This window comes from Pseudomonas multiresinivorans (assembly GCF_012971725.1).
GTDB lineage: Bacteria > Pseudomonadota > Gammaproteobacteria > Pseudomonadales > Pseudomonadaceae > Pseudomonas > Pseudomonas multiresinivorans.
On the sequence record NZ_CP048833.1, the window covers coordinates 5,842,388 to 5,865,052 of the forward strand.

A 22,665-nucleotide genomic window follows, 5' to 3' on the forward strand; every position below is an offset into this window, starting at 1 on the left:
AATAACGTTGCGAGCCAAATTCGAATTCAGCTGGCTTGAATTGCAATATAGCGCTGGAATAGCAAATACCTTGAGAATCCCCGTACCTGCTTCGACATCGCCGCCACCGGGATAAGGATATTCTCGATGCTGTTCAAACTCTGCCTTCTGGCCTGGTTCGCGGTCTGTGCCTACCAGGATCTCACCCGGCTGCGGGTCAGCAACTGGCTGACCCTGGGCGGCGCCCTGCTCGCCCTGCTGTGCCTGCTGGCCACCGGCCACACGCTGACCGGGCATACCCCGCAGGCCGCGGCACTGGCGGCGCTGCTGGCGGCAGTGCTCACCGTACCGGGCTACTGGCTGGGGAAGCTGGGCGCGGCCGACGTGAAGCTGCTGGTCGCTCTGGGCCTGGCCAGCGACCCGCTGACGGTGCTCTACACGCTGGCCCTGGCCAGCCTGTTCTGCGTACTGCTGATGCTCGCCAGCAAACTTTTGATTGATTCGGACAAAGTGGCGATTAATTGCAAAAAGAAATTAGCCAGACTGCAACCGTCAAAGTTCAAGTCATTTCCTTTCATATTCACGCTATTCGCCGGTCTTCTGACGGCCTTTTCCTTGCCTTACTGATGCCGCTTCTTTTATTGGCGCGATGCAAACTTAACGACTATATGCTAAGGGTTAATACCACCCATCGCCTGATGGAACGATCCGGCTACGGTTATTGAACAACCGGACGATAAAAATAATGGATATGTATTTTCAAGGAGCGTGCAGTCATGGACAAAACGGCCAATCGCCGTTTCAGCGTGCTGGTCATCGATGACGAGCCGCAGGTCACTTCCGAGCTTTCCGAGTTGCTGGAAAACAGCGGTTACCACTGCGTGGTCAGCGACAGCAAGGACAGCGCCCTGCAGAAGTTCCGCGACGATCCCTCGATCGGCCTGGTGATCTGCGACCTGGGCCTGGGTCGCGACAACGGCATCCGCGTGGTCGAGGCGTTGAAGGAGGCGGCCGGCACGGCGCGGTTCTTCGAAACCATCATCCTCACCGGCCAGCAGGGCAGCCAGGAAGTGATCGAGGCCATGCGCGTGGGCGTTGCCGACTACTACCAGAAGCCGGTCGCGCCGATGGACCTGCTCAAGGGCCTGGAGCGCCTGGAGGCGCGCCTGCACGAGCGCATTCGCAGCCAGCTCAGCCTGAGCCATGTGAACCAGCGCCTGGAATACCTGGCCGAATCGCTCAATTCGATCTCGCGGGATATCCACAAGATCAAGTACGAGGTGCATGGTGGTGGCCAGCCCGTCAGCAACAGTGCCCTGAAGCAGGAGCAGGAAGCGCCGGCGAGCACCACCCCGAGCAACGCCGAGCAGATCGCACCGGTGGTCAACAACCCGCTGTTCAACAAGCTCTCGCCGCGCCAGCAGGCGGTAGCGCGCCTGGTGAGCAAGGGGCTGACCAACTACCAGATCGCCTACGACCTGGGGATCACCGAGAACACCGTGAAGCTTTACGTCTCGCAGGTGCTGCGGCTGATGCACATGCACAACCGCACGCAGCTCGCCCTCGCCATCTCCCCCACCGCCTCCCAGAGCAGCGCGGTGCACTGAGCACCGCGCTCCCTCCGGGCGACCTTCAGATCAGTAGCTCGGCGCCGCCGGTCTGAAGGTCGATCAGGCGTACATCAATGACTCCCAGGCTGACGCCCAGCAAATGCAGCAGCGGGTCCAGCACAACGTGCCCGAGCGCCGAAATCGCCGGTTTCAGCAGCGTCAGCAGGCTGCTGACCAGGCCACCCAGGGTCGCCCCAATCAGCCCTAGCGGATCCAGCCCAAGAATCGTCGGCGTGACCTTGATCGATGACGCCAGCGTTGTCAGGGCATTGTCGAGCGAACTCCCCAGAGAACTGCTCGCCGACTTGTCTTCGGTGGGAAGGTCCGATGGCTTGGTCACCTTGTATTTCAAGGTCGTTCCCGTGGCACCGCCAACCACTCCGGTGGCCGACACGTCCAGCTTGACCAGACCGCTGAGGACATTGACTGAAATAGGCGAGACCACTCCGGTCTTGGGGTCGGCATATTTCCCCAGTTGCAAGCGTGCGATGCCCGGCAATGCGTTCACCGAGACGTCTACGGGCTGGCCAACACCACCGCATGCGATGGTGTCCAGTGCAGCTGTTCCCTGCGCGACGTCCACCGCCAAGCCCAGATTCACATCGAGAACTCCTGGAATACCGGCCGCCGCCTCCACGCTGGTGCGCAACGCAGCGGTATGCACCTGCGTGCGCCACTGTCCATTGCTGGCCTTGCCCGGATAACCGAAGGCGATCTGCGGCGGCTCCACGATCCAGAGTTTTACGGTCGCCCCCAGCAGCCCACCCAGGTTGATATCCGCCCCCAGAGTGACGGCATGCTGCTTGTTCGCCACCATGGCCAGCGCGGTGATCAGATCCAGCGCGTTGACCTGTCCCTGCAACGCCTGGTCGCGCACGGAGTCCGGCGCGATCACAGTCAGGATGCTGCCCAGCGTCACGCTAGCCTGCTTGATACCGCCGGTGATCAATTGGCTGTGCAGCAGCGAGGTATCCAGGCCGAGCACCTGGGATGGGTCAATGGCATCCACCGTCGCGCCCAGCAGCTGGGCCAGACTGGCTTGCGCACCCAACAGGGAATCCACGCTGCCCGCCTCGACGTTGATCCCCGCCGCTCGAAGATTGTCGGAAAGTTCAAGCAGACTGAGATTGGCATTGGCCAGCCCCTTATAACCCAGCGCATTCAACGACAGATTGCTGCCCAACAGCGAATTGAGCAGGTTATTCAACAACAACGACTGCGAGCTATCGAGGTTAGCCAGTTCGGTCCCCGCCGACAGTCCTGCCATCGCCGTGCGCCGCGCTACCGCCTGGGCGGTCAGTTCTGTTTGCGTAGGAAGGTCGCTGAACACGGCCGCCACATTCAGCACCAGACTCGACGGAACCGAGTGCGTCACCCGGACCTGCACGGCATCAGCCATGTCTCCGCCAGGGCTGAAGGTCCGGCCCGAATCCTTGCCACCGTATCGATCATCGAACGTCACAGAGCCCAGTTGCGCACTAAGCGAATCCCCTGAACCGGGTACGAAGCCATTCTTTGCGGCACTCGCGCGCGACAGTTCCGTAAGGTCGGCATTGGCGACACCACACATGCCGCCCTGAGTGGCGGCCTCCAGCGCTGCCATATCTGCCACACGCTGCAACTTGCGCTGCTCGTAGTACAAACGTCCGGTGTCGATCACCAGCGCCAGGCAGATCAGCGCCAGCAACAAGGTGCCGGCCGCCATGACTCCAATCGCGCCCCGCTGCCGTTCGCGTCCCATGGCACGCTCCCGAAGGGTTACTTCTTGTCGGTGCTGAAGCTGTTGTCGTCGAGCAGATACTCGGGGATTTCGCGGGTATAGCTCTTCAGGTAGCGCTGGTAGGCGCGGTCACGCTCGGCTGGCGTCGCACTCTGGTGATTGGCCGAGGCGGCGCGCCCACTGGACTGCAACTCCAGCCAGCTGAGAACTTCCTGCTGATCGCGGGCCGTGGTGCCCGCCTTGGTGGGCACCGCCGCGCGTTCGGCGGCCAGCGTCATCATCGGCGCAGCCAGCAGGGCGCCGACCAGAATCCATGCCTTCATCGCATCCTCCCTGCTCGCCTCAGCGAGCCTTGAACAGCAACTTCGCATCGTGCGCCACGGCGGGCGTAGAGTCGGCCAGCGCCGGATGCGCATCGACGGCGGGCTCGTCCACGTAACTGACGGTGTCCGCCTCCACCTTGGGTTGGCTTGCCGGGCTGCCATGTCCCAGGTCACGCGCCTGATCCTGCGCTTCACGCACCTGCTCGGCCGACAGGCCGACGCTCTGGATCAGGCGAGTAGCTTCGGGGGTCTCGCCCTGCATGAACATCAGGCTCAGCAGGTTGGTCGCCGGCAGCTTGTCGTGCTCGTCCAGCTCCATGGCGGTGATGAATTCGAAACGCGCCTTCTCCAGCTCGCCACGGCGCAGCAGGACGTAACCCAGATCGTTACGCAGGGCGCTGTCGGTGGGCTGCAGACGCGCGGCTTCGCGTAGCTCGCGCTCGGCTTCCACGGTATTGCCGCTGCGCATGGCGATCTGCCCCAGGCCGTGGTGGGCCTCGGCGGACTTGCAGGTGCCCAGAAGCCCCTCGTAGACGACCCGTGCCTTGGGGTCGCCGATGCGACGCAGGGCCAGCGCCTTGCTTTCACGCACTTCCAGCGAGTTCGGCGGCAGGGTTTCCAGATTGGCCAGGGCGGCGTGGGCGCGTCCGTTGTCGAGCATCTCGCGCGCCAGGTTGAGCTGCAGCTCCACCGCCTGGCCCAGCTTCTCTTCGCAGTTCTGTCCGACCCTCGGCCCGCCCAGGGTGTCAAAGTTGGCGCAGCCGCCGAGCGTGAGGCCCAGCAGGCCGATCAAGCATGCGTTTCTCATCCCATTCTCCCCAGGGCCTTGGTGATCGCGAGGAAACCGGGTCCGGCGAGGATGATCAACAGTGCCGGGAACAGCAGCGTCATCATCACCAGACTCATTTTCGCCGACATCTTGCTGACCTTTTCCTGCAGACCGGTCAGACGCCGATCCTCGAACAGTTGTTTGAGCGTCAGCAGCGACCCACGCGCGCTGCCGCCCTGGCGCACCATCTGGCGCAGCACGTTGCAGCAGTCGCTCAGCTCCCCCACCGCCAGGCGCCTGCTTAGCAGATCCAGCTCGTCGGCAAGGTCCAGACCACTTTCGGCATGGGTCAGCACGCCATCCAGTTCCTCGACCAGCACCGGCACGATGCTCCGTCCCTCGCGGCTGACCACGCGCAGGCTCTGCTCCACGGTGAGGCCGGAGTCGAAAAGGATGCGGATCAGCTGGATGAAAAGGATTACTTCGTCCGCCAGGCGCTGCCGGCGCTTGCTAGCGAAATAGGCCAACACCCGCTTGGGCAGCAGGAAGCCGACCCCGGCGGCGAAGGACAACGGCAACAGCGGCGAGGTGTGGGCGTGGCCCGGCGTGGCGAGAATCACCAGCACGATGGTCACGAACAGCAGGGGTACCAGGAAGATCGACACCAGGTAGATGCTGCGCGGCGTACTACCGGACCAGCCGGCCTGGTTGAGCAGCACCCGGACCTCTTCGTCGCGCAGTTGCAGGCGCTTGCCCAGGCCACTGCCGCTCATCCGGTCGAACACCTGCGCCACACGCTGGCCGGCCCCGCGCGGCAGGGGGTCGCCACCCAGGCGCTGCTGGATCAGACGCTGCTCGCGACCAGCAGCGCGGCTCTGAGAAAGCCACAGGAGGACCGCCGCCAGGGCCAGAATGACCACCATCAATCCGTACATCAGGGGCATGTCGACCTCCTCAGATGCTCTTGAGCATGCGCCAGAGCGTGTAGCACCCCAGCACCTGCAATCCCAGGGAGGTCAACAGCATCAGGCGGCCGCCATGGTCATGCCACATGTTCATCAGGTAGCCCGGATTGCTGAACAGGATGTAGCCGCCCAGGCTGATCGGCAGCAAAGCCAGTACCAGGGCACTCATGCGGGTTTCGCCGGTCATGGCGCGCAACTGGCGGCCGAGCTTCTCCCGTTCGTGGATGACCTTGATGATGTTTTCCAGCAGGTCGGTGGTGTTTCCGCCGTAGCGATGGTTCACCGCTACGCCAAGGGAGAGCACATGCAACTCCTCCACGTCGTAGAGTTCGGCGACTTCCTGCAGCGCCTCAGGCAGGCTGATGCCCAGCAGCACATGGTTGTTCACCAGCGAGAAAATTTCCCGCAGCGGGTCGTCGGCAACACTCACCGCCTGGGTGATGGCATCGCCCAGGGTGCGGCCGGAGTGCAGGCTGCGCACCACCTGGTCGAGGAAGTTGGGCATCTGCCGGATCATCTTCTGCAGGCGCCGCCGGTACAGCAGGTTGAGCAGCGCATGAAAGCCCAGCACGCCCAGCCCCACGCCGCAGAGCGCGCCCACCGGCCCGGCCAGGCGCTGACCGACCAGCGCCAGCACAATACAGACCACAACTGCGCCGAGCAGCCAGCGGCGCATGTCGGCAATGCCGGCACGGCGCATACGCCGTGGCAACCAGTGGCTGCTGCGGGCGCGACTGCCTTCGGTGACCACTCTTTCGCCGCTCAGCCGGCGCATCACCAACTCATGGTGCCGCGCGCGCCAGCTCATTCCCGCCAATAGCACCCCCAGCGCCGCCAGCGACAGGCTGGCCACGACCAGCCAGAGCGCGCCGCTCACAACAGCACCTGGCGGAATTTCAGCCCGCTCGGCTGAGCGGTGCGGACGAACTGCCCGGTGCCGCGTCGATCCAGGCTGAACAGCGAGTTGGTGACGTAGACGCCATCGCGCACTTCCAGCACTTCGAGTATCTCGCTGATGCAGCGGCGGCCGTTGGACAGGCGGGTGATCTGCACGACGACATCCAGCGCCGAGCAGAGCATCTGCCGCAGGGTCTGCTCCGGCACGCGCTGGCCAGTGAGGCCGACGAGCATCTCCAGGCGCAGCAGCGAGTCCATGGCCGAGTTGGCGTGCACCGTACTCATCGAACCGTCGTGGCCGGTGTTCATCGCCTGCAGCACGTCGAGCACTTCCACGCCGCGGATTTCGCCGAGGATGATGCGGTCCGGGCGCATCCGCAGGGCGTTGCGGATGAGGTCGCGGGCGGTGACTTCGCCGAAACCCTCGGCATTCGGCGGGCGGGTTTCCAGGCGTACCACGTGGTCGTGGCCCAGTTGCAGCTCGGCGGTGTCTTCGATGGTGACGATGCGCTCGCGCTCGTCTATGAAGCTGCTCATGACGTTGAGCAGCGTGGTCTTGCCGGTGCCGGTACCGCCGCTGATGAGGATGTTGCAACGGCTCGCCACGGCCTGGCGTAGGAACGCCAGCATCTCCTCGTTGACGCTCTGGTAGCCCAGCAGGTCGGCGCTCTTGAGCAGCTCCTTGCTGAACTTGCGGATCGACAGGCACGGCCCGTCCAGCGCCACCGGCGGAATGATAGCGTTGACCCGGCTGCCATCGGGCAGGCGCGCGTCCACCATCGGGCTGGACTCGTCCAGGCGCCGGCCCAGCGGCGCGAGGATGCGCTGGATCACGCGCTGTACATGGTGGTCGTCGATGAAGCGCAGGTCGCTCTGGTACAGCCGGCCTTCGTGCTCGATGAACACGCGGTCGGGGCCGTTGACCAGGATTTCCGAGATGCCCGGATCTCGCAGGAGGATTTCCAGCGGGCCAAAGCCGGTCAGCTCGTCCACCACCTCTTCGGCGAGGCGGTCCAGTTCATAGCGGGAGATCGCCAGCTGGCGGCGCGCAGCATATTCGCTGACCTTCTCGGAGACGTACTGCGCCACCGCCGGCCGCGCGCCCTCCAGCAGGTTCATGCCGTCTTCGTCGATCTCGTCGATGATGTAGCGGTGCAGGCGCATCTTCAGCGTCTGCAGATCCTGGTCGTGGCGGCCGTGACCTCCGCCGTAGTGCTGACTCATGAGCGCGCGGCCTTCGCCCGGCCGATCCAACTGAACAGTCCGCGCTTCTCGGTCACGCCTGCGCCCAGCGCTTCGGCCAGGTCACGCAGCTTCACCGTCAGCGGGTCGCGCGGGGCCAGGTCGAACAGGCTCTGGCCGACGTTCTTGGCACGCAAGCGGGCCTCGGGTGAAGCCGGCAGGATACCGAAGAGTTCCAGGCCGAACATCTTGCCCAGCGCCGGAGCATCCGGCGGCACCGAGGCCCAGTAACGCTCGATCAGCAACTCGATGCGAGGTAGCGCAGGTGTGCGTTCGCGCAAGCGGCGCAGGCGCTCCAGGCCCTTCTTACAGGACGGCACGCTCTGGTCCACCAGCCACAGCACACGGCTGGCCTGCATCAGCAGTTGCCCGCTGAGTTCGCCCTCGGCGACGCCGGTGAGGTTGATCAGGATATGGCTGAAGGCGCTGCGCAGGTTGCCCAGCAGCAGGTACAGCTCGGCGGTGGTGATACGTTCCAGCACACCGGGCTCGTCCGACAGGCTGAGCACGCGCAGGCCGGACTCGTGGCGGGTGAAGGCGCTGTCGATCAGGGTCTGGTCCAGGCGGCGCAGGTTGCGCAGAGCATCGGCAAAGGTGAATGACGGTTCCATGCCGAGAATGGCCAGTGCCTCGCCGGTGGGCTGACCGATGTCCACCAGCAACACGCGATGCTCCGGTTGGCGTTGCAGCGCCAGAGCCAGGTGCAGGGCGACGAAGGCACCGTCGGCGTCGGGCCGGGCGCTGATCAGGCTGATCAGCTCGCCCTGCTGGGTGGCGCTCACCGGTACCGTGGGCAGGCGCCCGCCGAGACGGCGGACCAGTCCGCTCAGCTCGCTGGCGCGGGCACCGTAGGTGACGAAGTCCCGCGCGCCCGCACGCATCGCCGCCAGCACCAGTTGGTTGTCCAGGCCATCCCCCACGGCTACCACCGAGAGCAGCGGACGCGCCGAGACCAGCCCTTCGATCAGCGACCCCTGGGAAACCAGATTCGCCTTGTTCAGGCTGGTGAAGAGCACCGTCGCACCCGTGACGTCCAGCAGCGACAGCAGCTCTTCCAGGGTTCCACTGTTGGCCAGTACCACCTGCCCGCAGCCAGCCAGGCTGCTCTGCAGCCATTCCTGCTCCCCGGCATGCTGGACCAGCGCCACGAAAGTCTGACTCATGCCCGTGCTCCCTTGCTTCGCCTTGCCTCCCGCTCTCTGGCGGGTCAGCGCTTCGTAGGTATCCATCAGCGCGACATCCCGCTGTTGGCCTTGCGCCGGTCGAACCGGCCGTCTTCGAGGAAGTAGAACTCGGCGAAGCCCGGGTCATAGTTGCGCAGGCCCTCGCCTGGCAGGGTCGGCAGTGCAGCATTGGCGGCCAGCGGCTGGACCAGGTGCGGGGTGACGATCATCAGCAGTTCGCGATCGTCCTTGTCCAGGTTCGAGGAACGGAACAGCGCGCCGATCACCGGGATGCTGCCCAGGAACGGGAACTTGTCGATGTTGCTGATGGTGTTGCTGCTGATCAGCCCGCTGATCACGAAGCTCTCGCCGTCGGCGAGCATCACGCTGGTGTCGGTGCGGCGGACGTTGAGTGCCGGCACGGTGATGTCGGCGGTGCGAATGCCGTTGGAGAAGTCCAGTTCGCTGACCTCGGGGGCGACCTTCAGGGCGATGCGCTTGTCGTTCATCACCGTTGGCGTCAGCGTCAGGCGCACGCCGAATTCCTTGTACTCGATGGTGATGTTGTTGTTATCGCCATTGGGCACCGGGATCGGGAACTCGCCACCGGCCAGGAACGATGCGCTCTGTCCGCTGGTGGCGACCAGGCTGGGGCGCGCCAGGGTGTAGGCGAAGCCGCTGCCTTCCAGGGCATTGATGAAGCCCAGCCACTTGCTGCTGCCACCGCCCCAGATGATGTTGAAGCCGCTCTGGTTGGTGCCGAAGTTGCCGCCCAGGCCGCCGTCGACGCCGACCTCGAGATTTCCCAGGCTGCCCGGAGAGCCGAGCACAAAGGTGTTGGAGCCGCGCCGCACCAGCGACGTGCTCGCCTGCTTGAGCTTGCTTCGGCTGACTTCGACGAAGCGGATGTCGGTCTGCACCTGGTTGGGCAGACTCCCGGCACCGGCCCCGGTGATACCGGCCACATCGGCTACCGCGCGTGCGGCGACGCGCACCACGGTGCGTATCGGCTGGTCGCTGCAACTGGTCCAGATCAGCAGGCTGGTCAGCCCCTCGGCCTTGCCGGTGATGAGGAAGTCGCGCTTGTCCAGCACCTGCACGTCGGCGATGTTCGGGTCGCCGATGGCCAGGCGCTTGATCGGTACCGGGAGCTGCTGGTCGCGCTGCGCGCCCTGCTCGACATCGAGGTTCAGCTGCTGGTCAGCGAAGCCGGCGCAGGCGCTCGGCACGGCCTGCGCCACGGAGTGAACGGCGCAGGCCAGCAAGGCGACCAGGGGAAGAATGAAGCGCTTGGACATCGATGCACTCCTTGCTCAATGTGCTTCACGGGAAACGGCGGTACCGCGATAGACCACCACGCCGGCGTCCACCTGTGGTGCTGAGACCTGGCGCATGGCGGGAGCTTGGGCCTGGCGAGGCTTGCCGATCAGTTGTTCGAGTGTGATCGGCTGGCTGGAGCCGGCACCGAGCGAGGCCTGGATGTACCGGCCCTGCTGCTCTTTCTCATAGAGGTTCTCGTCTTTGCTGCGCACAGCCAGGCGCAGCGAACCGGCCTGGCTGGCGAGCATCAGGCGCGAAGCGGCCTCGGCAGGCACCGCCAGCACGGCGGTACGGGGCGGTTTCGGGGTCTTGTCCTTGGGATCGCCAGCACTGCGAGCCTGGCCATCGGTGGCAACGGCGATCTGCTCGCCGTAGGTCAGCACCCGTACACCGGGCAGCACCACCTGGGCGCTGAGGTTGCGTTCGGTGCTCTGCTGGTCCTGGACGAAGAGCATGACGTCGACATAGTCCCCGGGCAGCACAAAACCGCCACCACCAATGACCTCGTCCACGGCAATCGCCATGGCGCGCTCGTCCGGCCGTATGGTGCGAGCCAAGGGGCCACCCGGTTCGGTCACTGCGGAGGTGAGGATGTTGCCCGCAGGAACGGCGACCCAGACACGCTGGCCAATCAAGACGTCGGCCTTGGGGAAGCTGCCGGCGGGCGCGGTGCGCAGCATTTCCACGCTGACATCGTCCTTGCCGATCACCGTCAGGGCCGGAAGATCCCGGGCCGCCACCACCACGGCTGTGCGTTGCAGCTTATCGGCCTCGTCCATGGCAGCAGGCGCTATCTCCTGTACCACTCCGGCCACCGGCGCGGCCGGCTTGCCGATCTTGAGTCCGAGATACCCCACTACACCGGCGCACACCAACAACAGCCCGGCGAATACCATCAGCACCTTGCTATTCATGAGCACTTCCTTGGGCAATGTCGGGAATGCAGACCTTGAGGGCCCACGGCCTTGTCGTAAGAAGTCCGGTCAGCGGCAGCGCCGATGCTTTTCCTTCAGACCTTTATTGTTGTTTCGGCCGGATGAGGAAGTTCGATAAGAACCATTCCTCATAATCAGCGGTTACTTGTTACAAAGCAGAATCTAGTAGCTGTATTTATAGCGTCAACCGAACCCGTTAAATTTCCAATCCCTAGTTAGTTCTACTCAGGCCTGACTATAACTTTGGTATTAGCGCTATTTGACCAATTGCATTCGGCCATACTGCGCCTAGCCTGACGGTGAAGTCGGGGCGCCGCCCCGGTGGTATTCGAGGGAGCATCCGCGATGGACCTGAAAATAAAAAACCTGTCCCTGAAACTGTTTTGCATGGCCAAATCATTCGCGGCTGACAAGGAAGGGGCGACAGCAATCGAGTATGCGGTTATTGCGGGTTTGATCTCAGTGATCGTCATTACCGGAGCTGCGCTGATCGGAACCGACCTCGGAACGATCATGACTAAAATTCAAACCGAAGTTGCGAAAGCCTTATAACAGATACCGCTGACCGACCTAATTAAATAGTTCCCGCGCCTCCGCGCGGGAACTCATTCGTCTGCCCGCCGAAAAGTTTCGCCTAAAGTTTTGATCTCAACCGCCGATACATCCTGCCTAACCCTTGTTCCACCTGCAGGATGCTTTCCCCATGCTTCGCTCGCTGTCCTTCTCCAGGAAGATCCTCCTGGCAGCCTCCCTCGTCGTCACCTTCGCCTTCGCCTGCTTCATCCTCTTCAACGACTTCCGCCAGCGCGAGGCGATCCACTCCGACACCGAGTCCTATCTCTCCGAGGTGGGCAGCCTGACCGCCAGCAACATCCAGAGCTGGCTGGAAGGCCGCATCCAGTTGGTCGAGGCGGAAGCCGCGCAGCTGGCCGATGGCGAACCAACGCCCGAGCGCATCCAGCACGTGCTGGAACAGGCGGTGTTCCAGAAGAACTTCGAATCGGTCTATCTGGGTGAAGCCGCCAGCGGCGTGTTCACCATGCGCCCCTATGCGCCGATGCCCGATGGCTACGACCCGCGCACCCGCGGCTGGTACAAGGACGCCGTGGCCGCCGGCCGGCTGATCGTCACCGAGCCCTTCCTGGATGCCGGCACCAACGAGCAGATCCTCGCCATGTCGATGCCGGTCATGCGCAACGGCCAACTGGTCGGCGTGGCCGCCGGCGACATGAAGCTGGAGACCATCACCGCGATCATCAACTCGCTGAAGTTCGACGGCGACGGCTATGCCTTCCTCGTCAGCGATGCCGGCAAGATACTCCTGCACCCGGACAGCAGCCTGATCTTCAAATCCCTCGGCGAGGTCTACCAGCAAGGCGCACCGAAGGTGCAGCCGGGCGTGCAGGAAGTCAGCATCAACGGTGAAGAGCAACTGGTCTCGATGACGCCGGTGAAAGGCCTGCCGGGAGTCACCTGGTACGTCGCCCTGGTGCTCAACAAGGACTCCGCCTACGCAATGCTGAGCGACTTCCGCAACACCGCGATCATCGCCACCGTGATCGCCATCGTCGCCATCCTCTTCCTGCTGGGCATGCTCATCCGCGTGCTGATGGCGCCACTGACCGACATGGGCCGCGCCATGCAGGACATCGCCCAGGGCGAAGGCGACCTGACCAAGCGCCTGCAGGTCGCCAGCAACGACGAGTTCGGCGTGCTGGCCAATGCCTTCAACCGTTTCGTCGAACGTATCCACGAATCGATCCGCGAAGTGGCTTCCACCGCGCGCAGCCTGCATGACGTTTCGCAGCTGGTGGTCAATGCCTCCAACTCGTCCATGAGCAACTCCGACGAGCAGTCCAACCGGACCAACAGCGTCGCCGCGGCGATCAACGAACTGGGCGCTGCCGCCCAGGAAATCGCCCGCAACGCCGCCGACGCCTCGCACCACGCCACCGATGCCTCGCACCAGGCCGGCGATGGTCGTCAGGTGGTCGAGCAGACCATCAGTGCGATGAATCAGCTGTCCGACAAGATCAGCTCCGCCTGCGCCAACATCGAGGCGCTGAACAGCCGCACGGTGAACATCGGGCAGATTCTGGAGGTGATCAAAGGCATCTCCGAGCAGACCAACCTGCTGGCACTGAACGCCGCCATCGAGGCAGCCCGCGCCGGGGAAGCCGGCCGTGGCTTCGCCGTGGTCGCCGACGAAGTGCGCAACCTGGCGCACCGTGCCCAGGAATCCGCGCAGGAAATTCAGAAGATGATCGAAGAGCTGCAGATCGGCGCCCGCGAAGCCGTGGACACCATGACCGAGAGCCAGCGCTACAGCCTGGAAAGCGTGGAGATCGCCAACCGCGCCGGCGAGCGTCTGGCCAGCGTGACCCACCGCATCGGCGAAATCGACTCGATGAACCAGTCGGTCGCCACCGCCACCGAGGAACAGACCGCCGTGGTCGACTCGCTGAACATGGACATCACCGAGATCAACACGCTGAACCAGGAAGGCGTGGAGAACCTCCAGGCCACCCTGCGCGCCTGCGCCGACCTGGAGAACCAGGCCGGCCGCCTGCGCCACCTGGTGGACAGCTTCCGCATCTGACCGCAGCGGAAAGCGAAAAAGGCGCCTTCGGGCGCCTTTTTTGTTCGCGAGCAAGGGCTAGGCGCCCCCCACGGTCCTACAGGGAGGGCAGTATCTTGTAGGAGCGAGCTTGCTCGCGAACCGCCCCGCGACGAAACCGCCGGTGAATCCGCATTCCCGGGCCTGGCCCAGCAACCTGTATCACGGCTGAAACACCCGCCACAGAGCCACTCCTACCGTTCGTCCGACTCTTTCAAGCTTCCACAGGCCACGCCGAAAGCAAGGGTGAGGCCTTTGATAGCTACCAACAAACCGGGCCTGTCTTCACTGCCGGGACAAGGGAGTCCCGGCCAAGCCCGCACGGCTATCCGCCGCGCCGGCGCTGTCCGTTTCACACCACGGGGACGGACGTTCTGCGGCGACACCGGATCTGTCGCCCGGACCCACGCCGTTCAGGCATCCCACTACCTCCGGACTCGACGCAGCATGATCAAGAGCCTGAAATTCAGCCATAAGATCCTCCTGGCCGCTTCTCTTGTTGTTTTCTCGGCATTCACCCTCTTCACCCTCTACAACGACTACCTGCAGCGCAACGCGATCCGCGAGGACCTCGAGGACTATCTGCGGGAAATGGGCGAGGTGAGCGCCAGCAACATCCAGAACTGGCTGAGCGGCCGGCTGCTGCTGATCGAAAGCACCGCACAGACCATTGCCCGCGACAGCGCAGCGGACCACCTGAGCGCGCTGCTGGAACAGGACACCCTGCGCAAGACCTTCAACTTCACCTACCTGGGCCAGGAAGACGGCACCTTCACCATGCGCCCGAACAGCGCCATGCCTGATGGTTACGACCCGCGCACCCGCCCCTGGTACAAGGATGCCGTCGCCGCCGGCGGCACCACGCTGACCGAGCCCTACATCGACGCGGCCACCCAGGAACTGATCATGACCGTGGCCACCCCGGCCCGCGCCGGCGGCAAGACCGTAGGCGTGGTCGGCGGCGACCTCGGCCTGCAGACCCTGGTGCAGATCATCAACTCGCTGGACTTCAGCGGCATGGGCTACGCCTTCCTGGTCAGCGGCGACGGCAAGATCCTGGTGCACCCGGACAAGAGCTTCATCATGAAGTCCCTCTCCGACATCTACCCGCAGAACACCCCCAGGATCGGCGGCGGCTTCAGCGAGGCCGAGCTCAACGGCCACACCCGCATCCTCAGCTTCACCCAGGTCAAAGGCCTGCCATCGGTGAACTGGTACATCGGCCTGTCCATCGACAAGGACGCCGCCTATTCGATGCTGAGCAAATTCCGCACCTCGGCCGTCATCGCCGCGGCCATCGCCATCGTCGCCATCCTGCTCCTGCTGGGCATGCTGATCCGCGTGCTGATGCAGCCGCTGACCACCATGGGGCGCGCCATGGAAGACATCGCCCAGGGCGAGGGCGACCTGACCAAGCGCCTGCAGGTCGCCAGCAACGACGAGTTCGGCGTGCTGGGCAACGCCTTCAACCGCTTCGTCGAACGTATCCACGAATCCATCCGCGAAGTGGCTTCCACTGCACGCCAGTTGCACGACGTCTCGCAGCTGGTGGTGAACGCCTCCAACTCGTCCATGAGTAACTCCGACGAGCAGTCCAATCGCACCAACAGCGTCGCCGCAGCGATCAATGAACTGGGCGCCGCCGCCCAGGAAATCGCCCGCAACGCCGCCGACGCCTCGCACCACGCCACCGATGCCTCGCACCAGGCCGGCGACGGCCGCCAGGTGGTCGAGCAGACCATCAGCGCGATGAACCAGCTGTCCGACAAGATCAGCTCCGCCTGCGCCAACATCGAGGCGCTGAACAGCCGCACGGTGAACATCGGGCAGATTCTGGAGGTGATCAAAGGTATTTCCGAGCAAACCAACCTGCTGGCACTGAACGCCGCCATCGAGGCCGCCCGCGCCGGGGAAGCCGGCCGTGGCTTCGCCGTGGTCGCCGACGAAGTGCGCAACCTCGCCCACCGCGCGCAGGAGTCGGCCCAGCAGATTCAGAAGATGATCGAAGAGCTGCAGGTCGGCGCCCGCGAAGCCGTGGACACCATGACCGAGAGCCAGCGCTACAGCCTGGAAAGCGTGGAGATCGCCAACCGTGCCGGCGAGCGTCTGGCCAGCGTGACCCACCGCATCGGCGAGATCGACTCGATGAACCAGTCGGTCGCCACCGCCACCGAGGAACAGACCGCCGTAGTCGACTCGTTGAACATGGACATCACCGAGATCAACACCCTCAACCAGGAAGGCGTGGAAAACCTCCAGGCCACCCTGCGCGCCTGTGCCGACCTGGAGAACCAGGCCGGTCGCCTGCGCCACCTGGTGGACAGCTTCCGCATCTGACCGCAGCGGAAAGCGAAAAAGGCGCCTTCGGGCGCCTTTTTTGTTCGCGAGCAAGCTCGCTCCTACAAAAAACCTCGCTCCCTGCAGGACCGAGCGGAGCGCCTAGCCCTTGCTCGCGAACCGCCCCGAGACGAACCCACCGGTGAATCCGCTCCGAACTGATTCGCCACAGGCGGCTCCGCGCTTACCGCCGCTTGCTACCGCCCAGCAGCGCGCCCATCAGTCCTCGCACCAACTGCCGGCCGATCTGGTTCGCCGCCTGGCGTACCACGGTCTTGCTGACCTGGCTGGCCAGGGAACCGAGGATCTCGCCGGCCATACCTCCGAAGTCGGTGCCCTTCTCTTCCTTCCCCTGGGTCGGCGCCATCTTGTCGTCGGCACGGCCGGTGAGCTTTTCGTACGCGGACTCGCGATCGATCGGCTGGTCATAGCGCCCGGCCAGCGGCGAGCGACGGATGACGTCAGCACGTTCGGCATCGGTCAGCGGGCCAATGCGCGACTGCGGCGGCGCCACGGCCACGCGCTGGACCATCGCGGGCGTGCCCTTCTCTTCCAGCGTGCCCACCAGCGCCTCGCCGATGCCCAGTTCGGTGAGCACCTTCAAGGTGTCGAACGCCGGGTTCGGGCGGAAGCCATCGGCCACCGCGCGCAGGGACTTCTGCTCCTTGGCCGTGAAGGCGCGCAGACCGTGCTGGATGCGCAGGCCCAGTTGCGCCAACACGTCGTCCGGCAGGTCGCTGGGCGACTGGGTGACGAAGTACACACCCACGCCCTTGGAACGGATCAGCCGCACTACCTGCTCCAGACGATCCTGCAGGGCCTTGGGCGTACCGTTGAACAGCAGGTGCGCCTCGTCGAAGAACAGCGCGAGGATCGGCTTGTCCGCATCGCCGCGCTCGGGCAGCTGTTCGAACAATTCGGCCAGCAGCCAGAGCAGGAAGGTGGCATAGACCTTGGGCGCGTCGTGCACCAGCTTGCTGGCATCCAGCAGGTGGATGCGCCCGCGACCATCGGCCTCGGGGCGCAGCAGGTCCTCCAGTTGCAGCGCCGGTTCGCCGAAGAAGTCCTCGGCACCCTGCTGCTCCAGCAGCGCCAGGCGCCGCAGCAGCGCCTGGGACGAGGCACCGGTAAACAGCGCGCGGTCCTCGCCGAGCACTTCCGGGTGTTCCTTGAAGTGGTTGAGCAGCGCCTTGAGGTCCTTCAGATCGAGCAGCAGCAGGCCTTCGCGGTCGGCCACCTTGAAGGCGGCGAATAGCGCCGCCTGCTGGCTCTCGGTCAGTTCCAGCAGGTTGGACAGCAACAGCGGGCCCATCTCCGACAGCGTGGTGCGCAGTGGGTGGCCGGTCTTGCCGGCGATATCCCAGATACTGACCGGGTAGGCCTGGGGCTTGTAGTTCAGCCACGGCATGCTGGCGATGCGCTCAGCCACCTTGCCCTGAGAATTACCGGCAGCGGCGATACCACACAGGTCGCCCTTGATGTCCGCAGCGAACACCGCGATACCCGCATCGCTGAAAGACTCGGCGAGGTGCTGCAGGGTCACCGTCTTGCCGGTGCCGGTAGCGCCGGCGATCAGGCCGTGGCGGTTGGCGAGCTTCCAGGACTGGCCGACCGGCTGCCCGTCGGGACCCGCACCGATGATGAGTTCGTTCGTGGCTGACATCCGTTGTTCCCCTTCAGTGGGCCTGTCGCGATGAGTGCTTGAGCAAGAGTGGCGCGTCCCGGCGCGCCGCGCAATCGGCTACCCCGGTACTTTGAAGACATGCTTGAGGTAGTGCAGGAAGTTCTCGTCCTTGCACTGGGTCTTGCCTGGTGCGTCTGAGATCTTCGCCACCGGATGACCATTGCAGGCGGTCATCTTCAGCACGATGTTCATCGGCTGTACGCCCGGCACATCACAGGTGAAATGCGTGCCGATACCGAAACTGACGTCAATGCGCTCGCGCAGCGCGCGATAGATTTCCAGTGCCCGCGGCAGGTTGAGGCCATCGGAGAACACCAGGGTCTTGGTCTGCGGGTCGATGCCCAGCCGCTCGTAATGCTGGATGGCCTTTTCCGCCCACTCCAGCGGGTCGCCCGAGTCGTGGCGCAGGCCGTCGAAGAGCTTGGCAAAGTAAAGGTCGAAGTCCGCCAGGAAGGCGTCCATGGTGATGCAGTCGGTCAGGGCGATGCCCAGTTGCCCACGGTACTCGCGTACCCATGCGTCCAGCGCGGCGGCCTGGCTGTCGATCAACCGCGGACCGAGTTGCTGGTGTGCCATCAGCCACTCATGGGCCATGGTGCCCAGCGGTTTGACGCCCAGCTCGCGCGCCAGGTGAACATTGCTGGTGCCGACGAAATGCCCCGGGAAGCCGTCGCGCAGATCGCGCACCACCGCCTCCTGCACCGGGTAGGAGAAGCGTCGGCGAGTGCCGAAATCGGCCATCTTGAAGCCGGCCAGTTCTTCCGCGCCGGCCTCCCCGCGCAGCCAGTCGAATTTTTTCTGCAGCCGCTCGCGGGCCATCGTCAGCGTGGCGCCCGGATGACGGTGTCGGTTGCGCACTTCGCTGATGATCGCCAGCAGCGGCACTTCGAAGAGGATCACATGCAGCCATGGGCCTTTGAGCCGCAGGTACAGCTCCTCGTTCTCCACGCCCAGCTGGACGTAGTTGGGGTTGAAGCGGAAAAGGCCAAGGAAGCGGATGAAGTCCGGCTTGAAGAACGGGATGCGCTCGAGGAAGGCCAGGTCCTGCGGCGCAAAGGAAAGCTCCGCCAGGCGCTCGATCTGCTCGCGCAGCGGCTCCAGGTAGGCGCGCAGATCCTCTTCGTTGCGGCAACGGAACTCCCACTCCACCTCGGCGTTGGGGTAGTTGTGCAGCACTGCCTGCATCATGCTCAGCTTGTAGAAATCGGTATCCAGCAGGTTCTGCACGATCCGCCGGGAAAATGCGCTGTCGCTCATGCTCGTCTCATTGCAGGCTTCGAACCGGCAGTCTAAACCCGCCGCCCACAAAAAACCCCGCCGAGGCGGGGTTTTGAGTTCGAATCAGAAATCAGCGTGCTTTGCTCTGCGACATCCCGAAGAGGAAAAGCAGCAGGTCATCGTCCGGGCGGATGTCCTGTTGCTTGGCGCGCAGGTTGGGCGGGATGGGGCAGCTGTCCAAGCCGCCTTTTCCGGTGATGACCGAAGGCCCCGGCTCATGCCAGGCCGCCGCCGCCAGGGTTGCCACCCCGAGCGCGCCAACGAGGAGCAAACCTCGCGTAATTTCTAACTTCATGTCTGCAACCCTTTGATGGCGCTGCCAAACGCCGCTTGGTAACCATAGACAAAGGCCTGCCATTGCGCCTCAGTCCACGACGAGCGGCGTTTCACCTGGCGAAGATCATGACGCGCAGCACGCTGAGCGCTGAAGCGCTGGCGGGCTTTTTCCATGTCAATCAGGGCCACTTCGATCTTGTCGCCGTCCACCTTCACGAATACGTGCTTGAGGTAAAGGCAGCCGTGCTGCCAGCGGCCGGCGTTAAGTTTTGCAAGGGTACTACCGTAATGTTGCAGAATTCTTTGGTGCAGCGCTTCGCCCCAGCGATCCTGGTCGCCACGGGCGTAGCAGTCTTCAAGGCTGCTGAAACCGTCGAGGGACTCGGTAACCAGCAGGGCCTGCCATTCGCCATCCACCTTGCGGCAACCGGCATAGACCAGGGTCGGCACCTTCACGCCAAGCGCTTCGGCAGCCTTGAGCGCATTGCGCTCGCGAATCGCGGTGGGATAGCCGAAGGGGTGCAGCAGGTCACGGTAGATGTGGCCCATCTGCTGCTTGCGATAGAGCATCCGGCCGTCGGAGGTCAGGACTCGCTGCACGCCGCTCTCGCCACCACGCCGACGGTTCGGCTCCTCGACCCACTTGCCGGGTACCTGGAGCCAACGGTCGATGGCGTTCTCACCGGAAATTTGCTGCAGCGAAGCCAGATCAACGGCCATCCATCACTCCTTACGCAGAATGTAGACCCGCCACATATGGATGAGCGGGACGAAATCAATGTGATCCTGGACCTTGAAACCAGCCTGGCGGAACTCCGCCTCGATGGTCTTGGCGGGAATCACGAAGCGGTTCTGGTAGGCGTGTTTCTTGCGGGCCGACTCGGCTCGCGCGCGTTTCCAGGACTTGAAGTTGCCATCGACCCACAGCGACAGGATCACCGAATCGCGACTTACGCGGTGAAATTCGCGCAACATCGTCAAACGATCATCAGATTCGCCGATGTGGTGCATTAGACGCATCGAGAAGATGCTGTCGACGGCATTGTCCGGCAGATCAATGGCAAACGCCGAAGTCTGCAAAGGTCGAACGCGTTTGACAACCTCATTCGGTTGACCGGCGCAGGCGACGGCGATCATGTCAGGCGAATTGTCCGCCCCGATGATCACCCGGTTCTCCTTTTCAGCCAGCATCGGCCAGAAGCGTCCGGCACCACACGGCAGGTCGAGCACCAGGTTGGGCTGGCCGGCGAGCTTGAGGGCCTGGCGGGCTATCTGGACATCGCGCCAATGGGAAAGTTTCCGGGACAGTCCGGCCTGGTGCTTGCGCAGGTAACGCTGCGCATGCTGGCGGTCGTACTTCTGGGAGAATTCCAAGTCGACGGGTTTTTCAGTCATCGGATTATTACCTTTCCCGAATTCAGGGCGAACGATACAAACCAGCCTGTCACAGCCGGGTCATGCACTTGTGAAGATTTTGTCAAACCACGGCTAGGCGAACTTCGAAGCGGCAGCCATGGGGTTCTGCGGGGCGCAGCGTGACGTCCCAGCCTTCGGAGGCGCAGATTCGCTTGACCAGCGACAACCCAAGCCCAAGCCCCTCACCACGCGGGTTCTGGCCACGAACGAACGGCTGGAAGACGCGTTCGCGCTGTTCCTCCGGGATGCCGGCGCCGGTGTCTTCGACCCAGAATCCGCTCGGCCCAAGTTGTAAGCGGATGCTGCCGCTTTCGGTGTAATGCATCGCATTGCGCAATAAATTGCTCATCACCGAGCGCAGGAAAGGCGCGTTGAATAGCCCGGGCATCTCCTGGTTCGCCTCGTATACCAGCGTCAAACCTTTCGCTTCGATCGGGCCGCGCCACTGCGCTACCAATTCATCTCCGATCTGGCGAAGCCCGGCCTGCGAAACGATGGCCATGTCCTTGCGCTGGGCCCTGGCCAGCATGAGGAAGGTCTGCACCAGGTCACGCATCTCCTCGCAGGCACTGTTCATACGCGCCAGTTGAGCACGCGCCCGCGCGCTGAGCCCAGGCTCCTCTGCCAACAGCTCGCAGCTGGTGGCGATCACCATCAGTGGCGTACGCAATTCATGACTGACATCGCTGGTAAAGAGCTTTTCCCGAGTCAGCACGTCGTGCAGCCGCCCCATGGCGTAATCGAAAGCCGCCGCCAGTTCACCCACTTCGTCGTTGGCGTAATCCGGCGACATGGGCGGTGCCAGCTCGAGCAACTGGTCGCGATGCCGGACCTGGCGCGCCAGGCGTGCTACCGGTTCCATGACCTTGCGCGCCAGCAGCCAGCCCAGGACCCCGGACAAGACCAGGCTCAGGACGTAACCGGTGACCACCGCCGCATAGAGAATCTGTTCGCGTGCTTCGAAGTCGCTCTGATCCTGCAGCAGGACGAAGCGGCGACCATCGACGTCGCGCGCCAGCGCATGGAAGGACAACTCGCCATCGAAGACTTCGTGGAACCCTTCGTCCAGCCGGCGCAGTGCCGGCGGCATGGCGTAGACGCCTGCGCCGTCGCTGATGAAGAAACGCATGCCCGGATCGAGCTTGGGAGCCTGGCCGTCGCCCAGGTCCTCATTGATGATGCGATCCAGCTCGCCGCCCAGGTCACGGGAAATCAGGCGCTCTTCGACGATGTGAACGACGCCGACGATTCCCACCGAGAACAGTCCGCCGACGGCGGCGGTCATGAGTACGAAGGCAAAGACAATCCGGCGGGAAAGGCTCTGCTTATACTCCATGCGTTTCCTCTGCCAGCTTGTAGCCGACACCGTGCACCGTGTGCAGCAGGGAGGATGCGAAGGGCTTGTCGATCACCTGGCGAAGCTGGTGCACGTGGCTGCGCAGGCTGTCGCTGTCAGGGCAGTCGTCGCCCCAGACGGCTTCCTCGAGCACATCGCGGCGCACGACGTGCGGGCTCTTCTGCATCAATACCGCCAGCAGCTTGAGGCCGATGGGGTTGAGTTTCAGCGGTTTGCCGGCACGGTTCACTTCGAGGGTGTCGAGGTTGTAGCTCAGGTCGGCGACCTGCAACTCGCGACGACCGCCACCCTGGCTGCGGCGCAGCACCGCTTCGATGCGGGCGGCCAGCTCGGACAGCGCGAAGGGCTTGAGCAGGTAATCGTCGGCGCCCGAGCGGAAGCCCTGCAGGCGATCGTCCAACTGGTCACGGGCGGTGAGCATGATCACCGGTGTGTCGCGGCGCGCGTCTTCACGCAGCCGGCGGCACAGTGTGAAACCGTCCAGCCCCGGCAGCATGACGTCCAGTACGATCAGGTCGTAATGGGAGGTCGCCGCCAGGTGCAATCCGGACAGGCCGTCCTGGGCGCAATCCACCGTATAGCCCTTGAGGCCCAGGTAGTCGGCCATATTGGCCAGGATGTCCCGATTGTCTTCAACCAACAGAATGCGCATGTGCTCTCCTTTCGCGAACAGCACTCTAGCCTAACTGGCTTAAATGGAACTTAAGCGCCTTTGACGGTTTTTTCACACTTGTTCGCACTGACACGGTAGCACTCACACGCCGCCCACTGAGCGCA

General features: G+C 63.8%; 21 protein-coding genes. 5 read left to right on the top strand and 16 right to left on the bottom strand.

Annotated elements, in window-relative coordinates; all coding sequences use genetic code 11:
* The first annotated feature begins 126 nt into the window (after positions 1–126).
* Together G4G71_RS26645 and G4G71_RS26650 are read left to right on the top strand one after the other, a co-directional pair.
* The gene (locus G4G71_RS26645) at positions 127–606 is read left to right on the top strand and encodes a prepilin peptidase (protein WP_277352229.1); all 480 of its coding nucleotides are present in this window, start codon (positions 127–129) and stop codon (positions 604–606) included.
* Positions 607–755: 149 nt separating this feature from the next.
* Complete coding sequence (locus G4G71_RS26650) at positions 756–1,586, top strand: response regulator transcription factor (protein ID WP_169941569.1); 831 nt, start codon at positions 756–758, stop codon at positions 1,584–1,586.
* A gap of 25 nt (positions 1,587–1,611) precedes the next feature.
* Here the strand turns inward: G4G71_RS26650 and G4G71_RS26655 are convergent, their stop codons facing one another.
* The 9 genes from G4G71_RS26655 to cpaB form a co-directional block, all read right to left on the bottom strand.
* The gene (locus tag G4G71_RS26655) at positions 1,612–3,330 is read right to left on the bottom strand and encodes a pilus assembly protein TadG-related protein (protein ID WP_169941571.1); all 1,719 of its coding nucleotides are present in this window, start codon (positions 3,328–3,330) and stop codon (positions 1,612–1,614) included.
* A 17-nt stretch (positions 3,331–3,347) separates the two neighbouring features.
* Positions 3,348–3,632, bottom strand: a complete 285-nt coding sequence (locus tag G4G71_RS26660) for a DUF3613 domain-containing protein (RefSeq protein ID WP_054906556.1) — start codon at positions 3,630–3,632, stop codon at positions 3,348–3,350.
* Positions 3,633–3,651: 19 nt separating this feature from the next.
* A complete protein-coding gene (locus G4G71_RS26665) occupies positions 3,652–4,440 on the bottom strand; it encodes a tetratricopeptide repeat protein (RefSeq protein WP_169941573.1) in 789 nt (262 codons plus the stop codon).
* Positions 4,437–5,345: a type II secretion system F family protein gene (locus G4G71_RS26670; protein ID WP_169941575.1), complete on the bottom strand. Its 909-nt coding sequence runs from the start codon at positions 5,343–5,345 to the stop codon at positions 4,437–4,439. The genes G4G71_RS26665 and G4G71_RS26670 overlap by 4 nt, the downstream gene beginning before the upstream one ends.
* A gap of 10 nt (positions 5,346–5,355) precedes the next feature.
* On the bottom strand, positions 5,356–6,243 hold the full coding sequence (locus G4G71_RS26675; RefSeq protein WP_169941577.1) for a type II secretion system F family protein: 888 nt from the start codon (positions 6,241–6,243) through the stop codon (positions 5,356–5,358).
* A complete protein-coding gene (gene tadA / locus G4G71_RS26680; protein ID WP_169941578.1) occupies positions 6,240–7,487 on the bottom strand; it encodes a type 4b pilus Flp biogenesis ATPase TadA in 1,248 nt (415 codons plus the stop codon). Before tadA ends, G4G71_RS26675 begins: the two co-directional genes overlap by 4 nt.
* Positions 7,484–8,668 (bottom strand): type 4b pilus Flp biogenesis protein TadZ, encoded by a 1,185-nt coding sequence (gene tadZ, locus G4G71_RS26685; protein WP_169941580.1) that lies wholly within the window; start codon positions 8,666–8,668, stop codon positions 7,484–7,486. Before tadZ ends, tadA begins: the two co-directional genes overlap by 4 nt.
* Positions 8,669–8,733: 65 nt before the next feature.
* Positions 8,734–9,966: a type II and III secretion system protein family protein gene (locus G4G71_RS26690; protein ID WP_169941582.1), complete on the bottom strand. Its 1,233-nt coding sequence runs from the start codon at positions 9,964–9,966 to the stop codon at positions 8,734–8,736.
* Between the two features lie 15 nt (positions 9,967–9,981).
* Positions 9,982–10,902: a Flp pilus assembly protein CpaB gene (cpaB, locus tag G4G71_RS26695; RefSeq protein WP_169941584.1), complete on the bottom strand. Its 921-nt coding sequence runs from the start codon at positions 10,900–10,902 to the stop codon at positions 9,982–9,984.
* Positions 10,903–11,268: 366 nt separating this feature from the next.
* Between cpaB and G4G71_RS30090 the strand changes: the two genes are divergently transcribed.
* From G4G71_RS30090 to G4G71_RS26710, 3 genes are all read left to right on the top strand, one after another.
* On the top strand, positions 11,269–11,475 hold the full coding sequence (locus G4G71_RS30090) for a Flp family type IVb pilin (protein ID WP_420825963.1): 207 nt from the start codon (positions 11,269–11,271) through the stop codon (positions 11,473–11,475).
* 151 nt (positions 11,476–11,626) lie between these two features.
* Positions 11,627–13,522 (top strand): methyl-accepting chemotaxis protein, encoded by a 1,896-nt coding sequence (locus tag G4G71_RS26705; protein ID WP_169941586.1) that lies wholly within the window; start codon positions 11,627–11,629, stop codon positions 13,520–13,522.
* Positions 13,523–13,987: 465 nt separating this feature from the next.
* Positions 13,988–15,877: a methyl-accepting chemotaxis protein gene (locus G4G71_RS26710; RefSeq protein WP_169941588.1), complete on the top strand. Its 1,890-nt coding sequence runs from the start codon at positions 13,988–13,990 to the stop codon at positions 15,875–15,877.
* 184 nt (positions 15,878–16,061) lie between these two features.
* Here G4G71_RS26710 and G4G71_RS26715 read toward each other — a convergent pair whose 3' ends face one another.
* From G4G71_RS26715 to G4G71_RS26745, 7 genes are all read right to left on the bottom strand, one after another.
* Positions 16,062–17,540, bottom strand: a complete 1,479-nt coding sequence (locus G4G71_RS26715) for a helicase HerA-like domain-containing protein (RefSeq protein WP_169941590.1) — start codon at positions 17,538–17,540, stop codon at positions 16,062–16,064.
* A 78-nt stretch (positions 17,541–17,618) separates the two neighbouring features.
* Positions 17,619–18,818, bottom strand: coding sequence for a nicotinate phosphoribosyltransferase (gene pncB / locus G4G71_RS26720; protein WP_169941592.1), 1,200 nt, complete (start codon positions 18,816–18,818; stop codon positions 17,619–17,621).
* A gap of 91 nt (positions 18,819–18,909) precedes the next feature.
* Positions 18,910–19,134, bottom strand: coding sequence for a hypothetical protein (locus G4G71_RS26725; RefSeq protein ID WP_024764091.1), 225 nt, complete (start codon positions 19,132–19,134; stop codon positions 18,910–18,912).
* A complete protein-coding gene (locus G4G71_RS26730) occupies positions 19,131–19,835 on the bottom strand; it encodes a lipopolysaccharide kinase InaA family protein (RefSeq protein ID WP_169941594.1) in 705 nt (234 codons plus the stop codon). Before G4G71_RS26730 ends, G4G71_RS26725 begins: the two co-directional genes overlap by 4 nt.
* Before the next feature lie 3 nt (positions 19,836–19,838).
* Positions 19,839–20,510, bottom strand: coding sequence for a class I SAM-dependent methyltransferase (locus G4G71_RS26735; protein WP_169941596.1), 672 nt, complete (start codon positions 20,508–20,510; stop codon positions 19,839–19,841).
* 82 nt (positions 20,511–20,592) lie between these two features.
* Entirely contained in the window at positions 20,593–21,867 is a 1,275-nt protein-coding gene (locus G4G71_RS26740) for a sensor histidine kinase (RefSeq protein WP_169942821.1), read from the bottom strand.
* On the bottom strand, positions 21,857–22,540 hold the full coding sequence (locus tag G4G71_RS26745) for a response regulator transcription factor (RefSeq protein ID WP_024764087.1): 684 nt from the start codon (positions 22,538–22,540) through the stop codon (positions 21,857–21,859). Before G4G71_RS26745 ends, G4G71_RS26740 begins: the two co-directional genes overlap by 11 nt.
* Positions 22,541–22,665 lie beyond the last annotated feature (125 nt).